We start from the raw sequence: 14,057 nt of genomic DNA, 5'->3' as shown, positions 1-14,057 counted from the left end.
CCGGTGGCCGGGCCGCCGCCTTCCTACCTCCAGGCGGTCGCGGCGGCGCTCGACCGGCAGAAGCAGTATCCCGCGGGCGCCCGCATGCGTCGCGCCACCGGCATCGCGACGCTGCGCTTCACCCTGCTGCGCGACGGCCGCGTCGCCGGCTGGCAGCTGCTGCGCGGGACGGGCGATGCCGAGCTGGACGAGGCGGTGGAGGCGATGATCCGCCGCGCCACCCTGCCGCCCATGCCCGCCGACATGCCGGGCGATCGGCTGGAGCTGACGGTGCCGGTGCGCTTCGTGCTGCGCTGACTCGACGGCGGCCTTGTCCGCGCGGCACCGCATCGCGATCTCCGGCGTTGGATGGCGTGCCGATGCCGCCGGAGCCGGAACCCGACCGATGCAGCTTCCCTTCGACAACAGCTATGCGCGCCTGCCCGACCGCTTCTTCGCGCGCCTGGCGCCGACGCCCGTGGCCGCGCCGCGCCTGCTAAAGCTCAACCTGCCGCTCGCGCAGGAGCTCGGGCTCGACCCCGCCTGGCTCGCCTCGGACGAGGGGGTGGAGGTGCTGGCCGGCAACCGCGTGCCGGAGGGGTCGGAGCCCCTGGCGCAGGCCTATGCCGGGCACCAGTTCGGCGGCTTCGTCCCGCAGCTCGGCGATGGCCGCGCCATCCTGCTGGGCGAGGTGGTGGCGCGGGACGGGATGCGCCGCGACATCCAGCTGAAGGGGTCCGGCCCCACCCCCTTCTCCCGCCGCGGCGACGGGCGCGCGGCGCTCGGCCCGGTGCTGCGCGAATACGTGGTGAGCGAGGCGATGCATGCCCTCGGCATCCCCACCACCCGCTCCCTGGCGGCCGTCGCGACCGGGGAGGCGGTGTATCGCGAGACCGCCCTGCCCGGCGCGGTGCTGACGCGCGTGGCGGCCAGCCACATCCGCGTCGGCACCTTCCAGTATTTCGCCGCGCGGCAGGACCTGGACGGGCTGCGGATGCTGGCCGACCACGCCGTCGCGCGCCATGACCCGCAGGCGGCGGGCGCGCCCAACCCGTATCGCGCGCTGCTGGAGGGCGTCGTCGCGCGGCAGGCGGCGCTGGTCGCGCGCTGGATGCTGGTCGGCTTCATCCACGGCGTGATGAACACCGACAACACGACCGTCAGCGGCGAGACGATCGATTTCGGCCCTTGCGCCTTCCTCGACGCCTACCACCCCGGCCAGGTCTTCAGCTCGATCGACCACCAGGGGCGCTACGCCTTCGGCAACCAGCCGCGCATCGCGCTGTGGAACCTGACCCGGCTGGCCGAGACGCTGCTGCCCCTGCTGGCCGCGGAGGAGGCCGCCGCCATCGAGGTGGCGCAGGAGGTGCTGGCCGGCTTCGCGCCGCGGTTCGAGGCCGCCTGGCTCGGCGGCCTCGTCCGCAAGGTCGGGCTGGAGGCGGTGCAGGAGGGCGACGGCGACCTGCTGGAGGACCTGCTGCTGCGCATGGCGGAGAACGAGGCCGACTTCACCCTCACCTTCCGCAGCCTGGCCGATGCCGCGGCAGGGCCCGGTGGCGAGGCGGCGGTGCGGGCGCTGTTCAAGGACCCCGCCGCCTTCGACGCCTGGGCCCCGCGCTGGCGCGCCCGCCTGGCGCAGGAAGGCCGCGCGCCGGAGGCGGTGCGCGCCGCGATGCGCGCGGTGAACCCCGCCTTCATCCCCCGCAACCACCAGGTCGAGCGGGTGATCGCCGCCGCCGTGCAGGGGGACGACCTGGCCCCCTTCGAGGCGCTGCTGGCCGTGCTGGCCCGCCCCTTCGACGACCAGCCCGGCGCGGCCGATTACGCCCTGCCGCCGCAGCCGGAGGAGAGGGTGCTCGCGACCTTCTGCGGAACCTGACGGAAAATTCACGCCGCTGATCCCGAACACGCGTGATGGCGTGCTGGCCTGCGGGACGGCGCGCGATACTCTCCCCCACTGCGGTGACGATCCGCGATGGGGAAGACAGGCATGGCGCGTTGGCGCGTGGGCGTTGATTCGGGCGGGACCTTCACGGATGTCTGCCTCTTCGACGAGGAGGAAGGCCGGGTCGAGGTCTGGAAGGTCTCCTCGACGCCGGACGACCCCTCCCGCGGGATCGCCCAGGGCGTGGAGGAGGGGATGCGCCGCGTGGCGCCCGACGCCGCCGAACCCGGCGCGCCGGTTTCCTATTTCGGCCATGGCACCACGGTCGCGACCAATGCGCTGATCCAGCACCGCGGCGTGCGGACGGGGCTGGTCACCACCGACGGTTTCCGCGACCTGCTGGAGATCGGCCGGCAGAAGCGCCCGGATCTCTACGACATGCAGGCGGACAAGCCGCCCACGCTGGTCCCGCGCGACCTGCGCCGGCAGGTGCCGGAACGGGTGCGCCATGACGGCCGCATCGACCTGCCCCTGGACGAGGCGGCGATGCGGGAGGCGGCGCGCGCGCTGAAGGAAGCGGGGGTGAAGGCCGTCGCCGTCTCCTTCCTCTACGGCTTCATCCGGCCGGAGCACGAGCGCCGCGCGGTGGAGATCCTGCGCGAGGAGATGCCCGACGCCTTCATCAGCGCGGGCCACGAGATCGCGCCCGAGTTCCGCGAGTTCGAGCGGCTGTCGACCGTCGTGCTGAACGCCTATCTCGGCCCCGTCATGCGCAGCTACATCGAGCGGCTGACGCCGCGGCTGCGCGCGCTGGGCATGACCGCGACGCCGCACCTCACGCAGTCCAACGGCGGCGTCATCGGCTTCCAGACCGCGGCCGAGATGCCGGTGCGGGCGGTGCTGTCGGGCCCGTCCACCGGCGTGGTCGGCGCGCAGGCGATCGGCACGCTGGCCGGGTTCGAGGACCTGATCACCTTCGACATGGGCGGCACCTCGACCGATGTCGCGCTGCTGAACGGGGGGCAGTGCAAGCTGGCCTCGGAAGCCACCGTGCATGGCTATCCGATCAAGGCGCCGATGCTCGACATCCACACGGTGGGGGCGGGGGGCGGGTCCATCGCCTTCATCGACAGCGGCGGGCTGCTGAAGGTGGGCCCGCGCAGCTGCGGCGCGGATCCGGGGCCGGCCTGCTACGGCCGCGGCAACCCGGAACCGGCGACGACCGACGCGAATGTCGTGCTGCAGACGCTGAACCCGGAATACCTGCTGGGCGGTCGGATGGCGGTGCGGCAGGACCTGGCGAGGCAGGCCATCGGGCGGCTGGCGGAACGCCTCGGCCTCGGCCTGATGGAGACGGCGCAGGGCATCATCTCCGTCGTCACCGCCAACATGGCGCGGGCCATCCGCGTCATCTCCGTCCAGCGCGGCCACGACCCGCGCGACTACACGCTGATGGCCTTCGGCGGCGCCGGGCCGCTGCATGCCGCGCGGCTCGCGCTCGAGCTCGACATGAAGCGCGTGCTGGTGCCGCGCAACCCGGGCATCCTCTGCGCCATGGGGCTGCTGCTGACCGACCTGCGGGCCGATTTCGCCGCCACGAAGCTGCTGCCCGCCACCGCAGCCTCGGTGGCCGAGGTCGCTTCGGGCTTCGACGGGCTGGCCGCGCGGGCCGGCGAGTGGTTCGCGCATGAGGAGATCGCGCCCGGGGACCGCCACCTGACCCGCACGGCCGACATGCGCTATGCCGGGCAGAACTACGAGCTGCCGGTCGCGCTGCCCGCCGGCCCGGTGACGGCGGAGACGATCGCGGCCCTCGCCCTCGGCTTCGCCGAGGCGCACCGGCAACGCTACGGCTTCGTGGCGGAGGACGAGCCGGTGCAGCTCGTCACCCTGCGGCTGGAGGCGACGGGGCGGGTGCGGAAGGCCGTGCTGAGGTCCCACCCCGAGGCAGGGCCCGACGCATCCGCCGCCATCACCGGCGAACGCGAGGTCTGGTTCCCCGAGGCCGGCGCCTTCGTCCGCACGCCGATCTACGCCCGCGACGCGCTGCGCCCGGGCAACCGCTTCACCGGCCCCGCCATCGTGGAGCAGATGGACACCACCACCGTCGTGCTGCCCGGCATGCAGGCGCATGTCGACCCCTACCTGAACCTCATCCTGGAGGTCACGGCATGACCGACGCCCCGATGGCCCATGCCCCCGTGCTCGACCCCATCACCGTCGAGGTGATCGGCGCCGCGCTGTCCTCCATCGTCGAGGAGACGGGGGAGGCGCTGATCCGCGCCTCCTACTCGACCAACATCAAGGAAAGGCGGGACTGCTCGACCGCGCTGTTCGACACCGCGGGCAACACGCTGTGCCAGGCGGAACACATCCCGATCCACCTCGGCAGCTTCATCGGCATCGTGCCGCACATCCTGAAGCTGCACGACGCGGCGGGGATGCGGCCGGGCGACGTCTTCGTGGGCAACGACGCCTATGCGGGCGGCGGCACGCACCTGCCCGACATCGTGCTGGCCGAGCCGATCTTCGTGGGGGACCGCATCGTCGCCTGGACGGTGAACCTGGCCCATCATTCGGACTTCGCCGACCGCGGCCACGCCCACATCTACCAGGAAGGCCTGCGGATCCCGCCCGTGCGGCTGTACCGCGCGGGGGAGCTGCAGAAGGACGTCCTCGACCTCATCCTGCTGAACTGCCAGGTGCCGCGCGAACGCCTGTCGGACCTGCGCGCGCAGATGGCGGCGAACCGGGTGGGCGTGCAGCGCTTCCAGGCGCTCTGCGCGAAATACGGGACGGAGGTGGTGCTGGCCGCCGGCGCCGCGCTGCTCGACTACGCCGAGCGCAAGATGCGCGCGGGCATCGCCGCCATCCCCGACGGCACCTACGACTTCGAGGACGTGTTCGAGAGCACGGAGGTCACGCGCCACCTGCCGCTGAAGGTGCAGATCACGGTCGCGGGCGACGGCATGGCGCTGCATTTCGACAGCCCGGACCAGCTGCGCGCCGGGCTCAACATGACCTACACGGCGCTGCTGGCGACGGCCTACTACGTGGTGAAGTCCGTGGTGGACCCGACCATCCTGCCCAATGCCGGCCTCGCCCGGCCGCTGACCATCACGGCGCGGGAGGGGACGGTGCTGAACTGCACGCACCCCGCCGCGGTGAACGGCCGCGTGCAGACCTGCCAGCGCGTCTCGGACCTCATCCTCGGCGCGCTGGCCAAGGCGGTGCCGGACCGGGTGACGGCCTGCTCCAACTCCGTCTGCACCGTCGCCACCTTCATCGGCCAGCGCAAGGACGACGGCGCCATCTGGGTCTACCTGGAGACGATGGGCGGCGGCGCCGGCGCGCGTGCCACCAAGGACGGGCTGGACGGCGTGCATGTGCATGTCACCAACACCTCCAACCTGCCGGTGGAGGCGCTGGAGATCGAGTACCCGCTGACCCTGCTGCGCTACGAGCTGGTGGAGGGTTCGGGCGGGGTCGGGACGCATCGCGGCGGGATGGGGCTGCGGCGGGTCTACCGCGCGGACGAGGATTGCCGCGTGCGCGTCGACGTCTCGCGCCTCACCTCGCTGTCCTGGGGGCTGTTCGGCGGCGGGCCGGGCGGGCATGGCGCGGTGGAATGCGGCCCCGGCGTGGTCTTCGACCGCGACAATGCGGAGTTGAAGGCCGGGCAGTGGTTCGCCATCGTCAGCCCGGGCGCCGGCGGCTACGGCCCGCCGGAAGCGCGCGCGCCGGAAGCCGTGGCGCGCGACCTGGCCGAAGGCGTGATCGACGCCGCGACCGCGCGGGGGACCTACCGCCACGGGGCGTGAAGCCCGCAGGACTTGCAACGAACAGGGAGAAGCACGATGGGTCCGACCACCACGCGCCGCGCCGTCCTGGCTGGCGCCGCAGCATCCGCCACCCTGCCCTTCCTGCGCGCGCCGGGCGCGCGGGCGCAGACGCCGGGGGTGCTGACCTTCGGCCTCTCGTCCTTCCCGCCCTCGATCCAGCCCTGGGCGAACACCGGCACCGCGGCCGCGACGATCAAGCTGATGATCTATCGCGGCCTCACCTCCTACGGCCCCGATGGCGCGCTGCGCGGGGAGCTGGCGGAATCCTGGTCCCCCATCGGCACGCAGGGCTGGGAGTTCAAGCTGCGCCAGGCGCGCTTCCAGAACAACGAGCCGGTGACCTCGGCCGACGTGAAATGGACGATCGAGCAGATCGCCGCCGAACGCTCCACCGCCTATTTCCGCGCCGAGATGCAGAAGGTCGACCGCGTCGAGACGCCGGACGACCGCACGGTGCGCATCTTCCTGAAGGAACCCGTGGCGACGCTGCCGGTCTGGATGGCGTCCTACCACCTTCCGATCATCTCGCGGAACTCGCCGCGCGGCAGCTTCGTCGGCGCCGGGCCCTTCATGATCCGCGCGCAGGAACGCGGCACGGCGATCGACCTCGAACCCTTCCGCGGCTTCTTCCGCCCCGGCCTGCCGAAGCTGCGCGGCATCCGCGCCATCGCCTATGCGGACGAGAACCTGCGCGTCTCCGCGCTGCGGTCGGGCGACGTGGACCTCATCGAATACGTGCCCTGGCAGTCGATGGACGGCATCTCGGCGGACCCGCAGCTGAAGCTGGACACGGTCGACGGCGCCTTCATGTTCCTGGTCTTCAACGGCACGCGCGCGCCCTTCAACGACCACCGCGTGCGCCGCGCCGTCGCGCACGCCATCCGGCGGGACGAGCTGGTGCGCGCCGCCTTCTTCGGCCGCGGGTCGCCGCTGATGCAGCTGCCCGTCCCGGATTCCAGCGCCTTCTACAACGCCGAGTTCAAGGACGGCTGGCGCTACGACCCGGACCTGTCGCGGCGCCTGCTGGCGGAGGCAGGGCATCCCAACGGCTTCTCCTGCTCCATGCTGTCGACGGCGCAGTACGGGATGCACAAGGACACGGCGGAGGTGACGCAGCAGCACCTTGCCGCGGTCGGCATCCGGGCCGAGCTGAACCTGCCGGACTGGGCGACGCGCGTGAACATCGGCAACCGCGGGCAGTACGACATCGCGGTGATGGGCACGGCGGCCGACAGCAACGACCCCGACGGCATCGCCAACTTCCTCGACGGGTCGCTCGCGCCCTCCTATGTCCGCAGCTTCGGGCTCAAGGTGGACCGGATCACGGAGCTGCTGGCCGCGGGCCGCGCGGAGTTCGACGAGGCGAAGCGGCGAGACATCTACCGCGAGATGGAGCGCATCGCGATCGACCAGGCGCCGATCGTCGGCCTCACCTGGCGTAGCCAGGGCTATGCCATGCGCCGGCGCGTCAACGGTTTCAAGAACATGCCCGGCGCGCTGACCTTCTATTCCGGCCTCACCTTCGAGACGACGGAACTCGCGTGAAGGTCACCCGCGCGCAGATCTACCTCGCCGAGGTGGATGGACGCCGCCCCCTCATCCTCCGGCTCTGGACGGATGAGGGGATCGCGGGGCTCGGCGAGGCGGCGCTGGCCTATGGCATCGGCGCCACCGGCGCGGCGGCGGTGCTGGAGGAGATGCTGCGGAAGATCGTGCTCGGCCGCGACGCCTCCGCGATCGAGCCGATCTGGTCCGACCTCTACGACCACACCTTCTGGGCCAAGGGCGGCGGCCCGGTGATCTACGCCGCGATCAGCGCGATCGAGACGGCGCTGTGGGACATCAAGGGCCGCGCGCTCGGCGTGCCGGTGTACCAGCTTCTCGGCGGGGCGTACCGGCGCGATGTGCGCTGCTACGCCAATGGCTGGTCCTTCCGCGCGGTGACGGCGGACGAGACGGCGCGCGCCGCGGAGGTGCCGCTGAAGGCCGGCTACGACGCCATCAAGTTCTATCCCCTGGCCACGCCGATCCGGAACCATCCGAACGGCATCTTCGCCCATGTCTCCCGCCGCGAATTCGACCGCGACTTCGAGGATCTGGCGGTGGCCCGCGTGCGCGCCGTGCGCGACGCGGTGGGGCCGAAGGTGGACATCATGGTGGACATGAGCGCGGAGCTCACCACCGACGCCATCCTGCGGCTGGGGCGGAGGCTGGAGGAGTTCGACCTCACCTTCCTCGAGGAGCCGGTCGACCCCTTCGACCCGGATGCGATGAAGATGGTGGCCGACGGGCTGCGCTGCCCGGTGGCGGCGGGCGAGAGGCTCTACACCCGCTACGGCTTCCGCCGCCTGTTCGAGCTGCGGGCCTGCGCCATAGTCCAGCCCGACATCGGCACGGTCGGCGGCATCATGGAGACGAAGAAGATCGCCGCCATGGCGGAGACGTACAACATGCGCGTGCAGCCGCATCTCTGCGCCGGTCCGGTGGCGACGGCGGCGGCCCTGCAGCTCGACGCCTGCATCCCGAACTTCCTCATCCAGGAAATGTATCCCTTCCGCGTACCCGCGCATTTCGACCTGGTGGATGCGCCGCTGGAGCCGCAGATCCGGGGCGGGCGCGTCGCCATCCCGGACCGGCCGGGGCTGGGCGTCGATCTCGTGGAAAGCCGCGTCGCGCCCTTCCTGCGCGCCGACCTCGCGCTCGGGGGCTGAGCGGCGGCCGATGGGTCTGCGGCCCGGCGCGCCCACGCGCCACCCACGGGCCGTGGTCGCGCGCTAGACGTGCTGCCCGCCATTGATGTGGATCTCGGCCCCGTTGATGTAGGCCGCGGCGGCGCTGCACAGGAAGAAGATGGTGTCCGCCACCTCCTCCGGCCGGCCGAGCCGGCGCAGCGGGATGTCGCGCTCCACGATCTCCGCCGTGCCGGGCGACAGGATGGAGGTGTCGATCTCGCCGGGCGCGATGGCGTTCACCCGCACGCCATGCGGGCCGAGTTCATGCGCCATCTCCCGCGTCAGCGCGGCGAGCGCGGCCTTGGAACAGGCATAGGCCGGCCCGGCGAAGGGATGCACGCGCGTGCCCGCGATGGAGGTGACGTTGACCACCGTGCCGCCGGCCGCGACGAGTTCGGGGAACAGCGCGCGCGTCAGCAGCGCGGTGGAGACGAGGTTGACCGACAGCACCTGCTGCCAAGCCTCCATCCCGGTGCCGAGCACGCCGAGCCGCGCGCCGTCCGGACCCTTGGGCGAGATGCCGGCATTGTTCACCAGCGCATGCAGCCGGCCGTCAGGCAGGCGGCGGCGCAGTTCCTCCGCCAGCGCGTCGATGCCGCCAAGCTCGCCCAGGTCGGCCTGGATGTGGCTTTCCCGCCCGCCGGGCCAGGGGCATTGCTCGGCGAAAGGCTGGCGGGAGACGGTGTAGACCTTCCAGCCGCGGGTCTGGAACAGCTTCACGGTCGCATGGCCGATGCCGCGGCTCGCACCGGTGAGGAGCATGCAGTTCGGGCCGGCCACGCCGCTCTCCTCGTCGCGCGAAGGCCGTGACGTTCCACCCAAGCAGGGGGACGGTCAACTCCGCCCGCCGCTCCCGCGCCGCGACGTCAGGCGGGCATGGCGGCGCCGAGCGCGGGCAGCGGCGGCTCCCCGGCGTCGAGCTGGCGGAAGGGGCCGCGCGGCCCCTCGGCGGCCTGCAGCACGCCCCAGCCGAAGTGGAAATACCAGCCATGCAGCGCCAGCGCGCCCGCGGCCATCCGCTCCGCCACGAAGGGATAGGCGGCCAGGTGGCGCAGGCTCGTCAGCACCGCCGCCTGTTCGGCCCGGCGGGCGATCAGCGCGCGGTCGGCTTCCGTCACCAGCCCGTCCATCTCGTGCCGGACCTCGCGCGCGACCTCCACCCAGTCCGACACGTAGTCGAAGCGCGCCGCGCCGTGGTCGTGGTCCAGCAGGCAGCGCACGCCCGCGCAGAAGGAATGGCCGAGCACGACGATGTGGCGCACGCCGAGCGCCTTCACGCCGAACTCGATCGCCGATGCGGTGCCGTGCGGCGCGCCGTCCTCGGCCGGCGGCGGCACCAGTGCGGCGACGTTGCGCACCACGAACAGCTCCCCCGGCCTTGCGCCGCAGATGATGGCGGGGTCGGTGCGGCTGTCGGAACAGGCGATGACCATGACCTCCGGCCGCTGGCCGTCCAGCAGGCTGTCGTAGAGGTCGTGATCCGCCTCGAAGTGGTGGTGGCGGAAGCGGTCGAAACCCGCGACCAGGCGGCCCAGCGCGCCGCCCCGTTCCGGCTGGTGCATGTCCATCGTCGGCCTCAGAGCCCGAAGGCGGTGGAAAAGGGGTGGAAGCGGAGCGGATCGCCCTCGGCGACCGCGGCGCAGGCCGCGGGCAGCCACAGCAACCCATCCGCGCGGGACAGCGGCGAGAGCCTGGCGGAGCCGCCGCGACCCTCCCGCAGCAGCACCGGCAGGCCGGCGCCGTCATGGCCGGCCACGCGCGCCGGCAGGAATTCCTCGCGGCCTGGCCGCCGGTGGAACGCCTCGCCCGCCACGGCGGCGAGGGGCACCGCCGGTGCGGCCGCCGCGCCGGCCAGCCGCGCCAGGAGCGGGCGGCCGAGCAGCAGCATGGTGACCAGCGCCGCCAGCGGATTGCCTGGCAGGCAAAGGCAGAGCGCCTCTCCGATGCGCCCATGCGCCAGGGGCTTGCCGGGCTTGAGCGCGAGCTTCAGCGTCTCAACCCTGCCGCCGGCATCGCGGATGGCGCCCGGCAGGTGGTCCGCATCGCTGCCGGAGACGCCGCCGCTGGCCAGGATCAGGTCGTGCCCCGCCGCCGCCTTCCGCAGCGCGGCCGCGATCGCGGCGCGGTCGTCGGGCAGCACGCCGAGATCGGTGCAGGCCACCTCCCCGCCCGCGAGGAGGGCGCGCAGCATCGGGCGGTTGCTGTCATGGACCGCACCGCCGAGTTCGTTGCCGTTCGACAGCAGCGCGACGCGTAGGCGCCGGCGCACCGGCACCTCCTCCACCCCCGCCGCGGCCAGCAGGGCAACATGGCGGGCATCGATCCGCGTGCCGGGCTGGACCAGCGCGTCGCCGCGGGCGACATCCTCGCCCCGGTGGCGGATGTTCTCGCCCTTCGCCGGCAGGCGCCGGACCGTCAGGCGGCCGTCGCCGCGCGCGGCATGTTCCTCCATCACCACCGCCGCCACGCCGGCGGGCAGCGCCGCGCCGGTCAGCACACGCACCGCCTCGCCCGCCTCCAGCGGGTCGCCCGCGGGATCGCCCGCCGCGATGCAGCGCGTGAGGCGCGGCGCGGCGCCGGGGCCCAGGTCGGCCGCCGCCAGGCCGTAGCCGTCCATCGCCGACTGGTCGAAGGGCGGCAGGTCCAGGGCGGCGATCGGGGCGGCGGAGAGCACGCGGCCCAGCGCCTCGCCCGGGGGCAGCCAGTCCGTGCCGCGGACCGGCGCGGCGGCCGCGAGCAGCCGGCGCAACGCCTTGGCCGGCGGGATCAGCCCCGGTGCGTCGTCACAGCCGCTTCCGAGGCGGATCAGGGTGCCGTCGGGCATGTGTCGCCTCCCGCCAGGCCGCGGCGCGTCGCCATCTCCCGCGCCAGGCTCGCCTTCGTCTCCGCGCTCAGCCCGTCCCGCGCGAGGGGCATGATCGTCGCCTCCTCCAGTTCCAGGTGGCGGCGGTGCAGGCGCGCGAATTCCACGGCGGCGTCGAGTTCGCGCTGGCCCGCCTCCTCCCCCGCCGCCATCCGCCGCAGCGCGCCCATCGTCGTCGCCGCCAGGCGCGCGTCGCGCCGGTGGTCGGCCGAGAGGCGGTCGAGCGTCCCGCCCTGGTCGAGCGCGCGGAGGCGCGGGTAGAGCGAGCATTCCTCATCCGCGATGTGGAGCGGCAACTCGTCGCCGAGCCAACGCAGCAGCGCCTGCGCCATCACGCGCGCCCCGCGCGCGGCCGGGGCGCGGACCAGGCGTTCGAGATGGGAGAGCAGCGCCATCTGCCGCCCATGCTCGGCCGACAGGAACGCCACCGGGTCCTCCAGCAGCGCGCGCGCGAGCGGCGCGACGCCGAAGGCGGGGGCCAGGAGCGTCGACATCGCCGCCCCCTACTGGACGAGCGGCCCGTCCGCGCCGGCGGACAGCACGATGCCCTCGACCGCGGCGCGCGAGGCGAGCAGCGCCATGTACTGGTGCGCCGCCCGGCGCCATGCCGATTCGCGCAGCCAGGACGCGATGCGGTCCTGCACCGCGTCGAAGGGCAGGTCGCGCCCGTCCTCACGTTCCAGCACGCGCACGACATGGAAGCCGAATCGCGTCTCCACCACCGCGTCATGCACCTCGCCCGCGGCGGTGGCCTGCAGCGCGGCCTCGAATTCCGGCACGGTGCTGCCGCCCTCGACCAGGCCGAGATCGCCGGCCTGCTCGCGCGACGGGCAGTCCGACAGCTTGGCCGCAAGCGGGCCGAGCCGCGCGGGGTCCGCCTTCACCTCGGCCAGCGCGGCCTCGGCCCGGGCGCGGGCGGCGCCGCGGGCGGCGGGGTCGGCCGGGTCGGCGGCGATCAGCAGATGCGTCGCGTGCCAGGCCGGCGGTGTGCGGAAGCGCGCCCGGTTGGCGTCGAACCAGCGGCGGCAGGTGGCCTCGTCCGCCTCGGGGATCGAAAGCTCGGCGTCGAGCAGGCGGCGCAGCTGCGCGTCCTCCGCCGTCTCGTCGCCCTCGGGCGTCGCGTCCACGCCCTGCCGCGCGGCCTCGTTCAGCAGCAGGCGCCGGATCACCAGCGCCTCGGCCGCCGCGTGCCAGGCGGCGCCGGGCTCGGCGGCGGGGTGGTGCTGCATCTCGGCCGCGATCTCGATGGCCGGGATCTCCACGCCGTCGATCCGGACGGCCGGCGCCTCGAAGGGCGCCGGCTTGTGGTGGTGGTGCTGGTGCGTGCCCATGGCTCAGGCCACCCGCGCGTTGCGCCCGCGCCGGCGGACCAGCTGGTAGGGGCGGAAGGCATAGGAGACCGGCGCCGACCAGATGTGCACGAGGCGGGAGAAGGGGAAGGCCACGAACAGGGTCAGCCCCAGCAGGATATGCGCCTTGAAGACGAAGCCGACGCCGTCCAGCTGTTCCGCCGCGCCGCCCTGGAAGGTCACGATCGACTGCGCCCAGTGGCTGAGCTGCATCATCACATGGCCGTCGAGGTGGCCCAGCGAGAAGGGGATGGTCAGCAGGCCGAGCACCAGCTGCACCCAGAGCAGCGCCAGGATGGCGATGTCGGCGGCGGAGGAGGTGGCGCGGATGCGTTCGTCGAACAGGCGGCGGTGCAGCAGCATGGTCAGACCGACGAAGCAGAGCAGCCCCGCCGCGCCGCCCGAGACGATGGCGAGCAGCTGCTTCTGCGGCGCGGTGATGACCAGGCCGTAGAGCGCATGCGGCGTCAGCAGCCCGACGGTGTGGCCCACCATCAGGAACAGGATGCCGACATGGAAGCAGACGCTGCCCACCATCAGCTGCTTCCGCCGCAGCAGCTGCGACGAGCCGCTGCGCCAGGAATACTGTTCGCGCTCGAAGCGCAGCAGGCTGCCGAGCAGGAAGACCCCCACGGCCAGGTAGGGGTAGATGCCGAAGGCGAGGTGGTCGAGATAGGCGGACATGGCGTTCACCCTTGGATGGCGGCGACGTGGCGCACCACGGGCCGCTGGGGGTTCGGGTTCGGGGCGCGCCGCGCGGCGCGCATCTTCGCGGCCAGCACGTCCGGGCCGCATTCGGCGGCGGGGTCGGCACCGGGGCCGAACACCACCGGCGCCTCGGCCCAGGCCGCGTCGAGGGATTCCGGCGTCTCGGCCGGCTCCTCCTGCGCAGGCGTGGTGCCGGGCACCCGGCCCACCGCGCGCAGCACGCCTTCCACCGCGCCCGCCCAGGGGCTGCGGCGGGAGACGAGGCGGCCATGCAGCAGGTCGATCACCGGGGCCGCATTGGCCAGCAGCGCGACGCCGCCCTCACCGGCCACCGCGGCGTATTCCAACAGCAGCGGCAGGTGGTCCGGCAGCTCGCCCGTGGCGGGCTCGAGCCCCGCCGCGCCGTAGATGCCGAGAAGCTCCACCATCGCCGGGCCGCGTTCGCGGCTGTCGCCGTGGACGTGCTCGAACAGGTTGAGGCAGAGCGACCGGGTGCGGTCGAACAGGCCGACATACTCCTCCTGCAGGTCGAGCAGGTCGGTGTCCGACAGGTGGTGCAGCAGCCCGTCGAGCGCCGGCATCGCGTGCCGGAGCGTGCGGTCCGCCACCAGCGCGTCGCGCAGCTCGGGCAGCGCGTCGAGCAGGTCGTCGGTCGGGTAGGCGAGCAGGGCTGCGAGCGCGCGGAGGGAGGTGCGCATG

Annotated in this window: 13 protein-coding genes; 6 read left to right on the top strand and 7 right to left on the bottom strand. The window is 73.1% G+C overall.

What is annotated here, in order from left to right; genetic code table 11:
* The 6 genes from ACK8OX_RS17890 to ACK8OX_RS17865 all read left to right on the top strand — a co-directional run.
* The coding region (locus tag ACK8OX_RS17890) for an energy transducer TonB (RefSeq protein ID WP_430665588.1) at positions 1–297 on the top strand (297 nt) is incomplete at its 5' end.
* An 88-nt stretch (positions 298–385) separates the two neighbouring features.
* Positions 386–1,858 carry a protein adenylyltransferase SelO gene (locus ACK8OX_RS17885; protein ID WP_430665587.1) on the top strand — a complete coding sequence of 491 codons (1,473 nt, stop codon included), beginning with the start codon at positions 386–388 and terminating at the stop codon, positions 1,856–1,858.
* Between the two features lie 111 nt (positions 1,859–1,969).
* A complete protein-coding gene (locus ACK8OX_RS17880; protein ID WP_430665586.1) occupies positions 1,970–4,039 on the top strand; it encodes a hydantoinase/oxoprolinase family protein in 2,070 nt (689 codons plus the stop codon).
* Positions 4,036–5,685 (top strand): hydantoinase B/oxoprolinase family protein, encoded by a 1,650-nt coding sequence (locus tag ACK8OX_RS17875; RefSeq protein ID WP_430665585.1) that lies wholly within the window; start codon positions 4,036–4,038, stop codon positions 5,683–5,685. Before ACK8OX_RS17880 ends, ACK8OX_RS17875 begins: the two co-directional genes overlap by 4 nt.
* Before the next feature lie 36 nt (positions 5,686–5,721).
* The gene (locus tag ACK8OX_RS17870; RefSeq protein ID WP_430665584.1) at positions 5,722–7,251 is read left to right on the top strand and encodes an ABC transporter substrate-binding protein; all 1,530 of its coding nucleotides are present in this window, start codon (positions 5,722–5,724) and stop codon (positions 7,249–7,251) included.
* A complete protein-coding gene (locus ACK8OX_RS17865) occupies positions 7,248–8,417 on the top strand; it encodes a mandelate racemase/muconate lactonizing enzyme family protein (protein ID WP_430665583.1) in 1,170 nt (389 codons plus the stop codon). The genes ACK8OX_RS17870 and ACK8OX_RS17865 overlap by 4 nt, the downstream gene beginning before the upstream one ends.
* Before the next feature lie 63 nt (positions 8,418–8,480).
* On the opposite strand, the gene ACK8OX_RS17860 is transcribed toward ACK8OX_RS17865, so the two are convergent.
* From ACK8OX_RS17860 to narJ, 7 genes are all read right to left on the bottom strand, one after another.
* Complete coding sequence (locus ACK8OX_RS17860; RefSeq protein WP_430665582.1) at positions 8,481–9,218, bottom strand: SDR family NAD(P)-dependent oxidoreductase; 738 nt, start codon at positions 9,216–9,218, stop codon at positions 8,481–8,483.
* Positions 9,219–9,304: 86 nt separating this feature from the next.
* Positions 9,305–10,006, bottom strand: a complete 702-nt coding sequence (locus ACK8OX_RS17855) for a carbonic anhydrase (protein ID WP_430665581.1) — start codon at positions 10,004–10,006, stop codon at positions 9,305–9,307.
* Between the two features lie 8 nt (positions 10,007–10,014).
* Positions 10,015–11,262, bottom strand: coding sequence for a molybdopterin molybdotransferase MoeA (locus tag ACK8OX_RS17850; RefSeq protein ID WP_430665580.1), 1,248 nt, complete (start codon positions 11,260–11,262; stop codon positions 10,015–10,017).
* The gene (locus tag ACK8OX_RS17845; protein WP_430665579.1) at positions 11,244–11,795 is read right to left on the bottom strand and encodes a hemerythrin domain-containing protein; all 552 of its coding nucleotides are present in this window, start codon (positions 11,793–11,795) and stop codon (positions 11,244–11,246) included. The genes ACK8OX_RS17850 and ACK8OX_RS17845 overlap by 19 nt, the downstream gene beginning before the upstream one ends.
* Before the next feature lie 9 nt (positions 11,796–11,804).
* Positions 11,805–12,632 carry a peptidylprolyl isomerase gene (locus ACK8OX_RS17840; RefSeq protein WP_430665578.1) on the bottom strand — a complete coding sequence of 276 codons (828 nt, stop codon included), beginning with the start codon at positions 12,630–12,632 and terminating at the stop codon, positions 11,805–11,807.
* Positions 12,633–12,635: 3 nt separating this feature from the next.
* On the bottom strand, positions 12,636–13,334 hold the full coding sequence (narI, locus tag ACK8OX_RS17835) for a respiratory nitrate reductase subunit gamma (RefSeq protein ID WP_430665577.1): 699 nt from the start codon (positions 13,332–13,334) through the stop codon (positions 12,636–12,638).
* Positions 13,335–13,339: 5 nt separating this feature from the next.
* Positions 13,340–14,056: a nitrate reductase molybdenum cofactor assembly chaperone gene (gene narJ, locus ACK8OX_RS17830; RefSeq protein WP_430665576.1), complete on the bottom strand. Its 717-nt coding sequence runs from the start codon at positions 14,054–14,056 to the stop codon at positions 13,340–13,342.
* Position 14,057: the final 1 nt, after the last annotated feature.

This window comes from Falsiroseomonas sp. CW058 (assembly GCF_050563535.1).
In the GTDB taxonomy this organism is placed as follows: Bacteria; Pseudomonadota; Alphaproteobacteria; order Acetobacterales; family Acetobacteraceae; genus Falsiroseomonas.
This window is presented reverse-complemented; position numbering and strand designations above follow the sequence as displayed.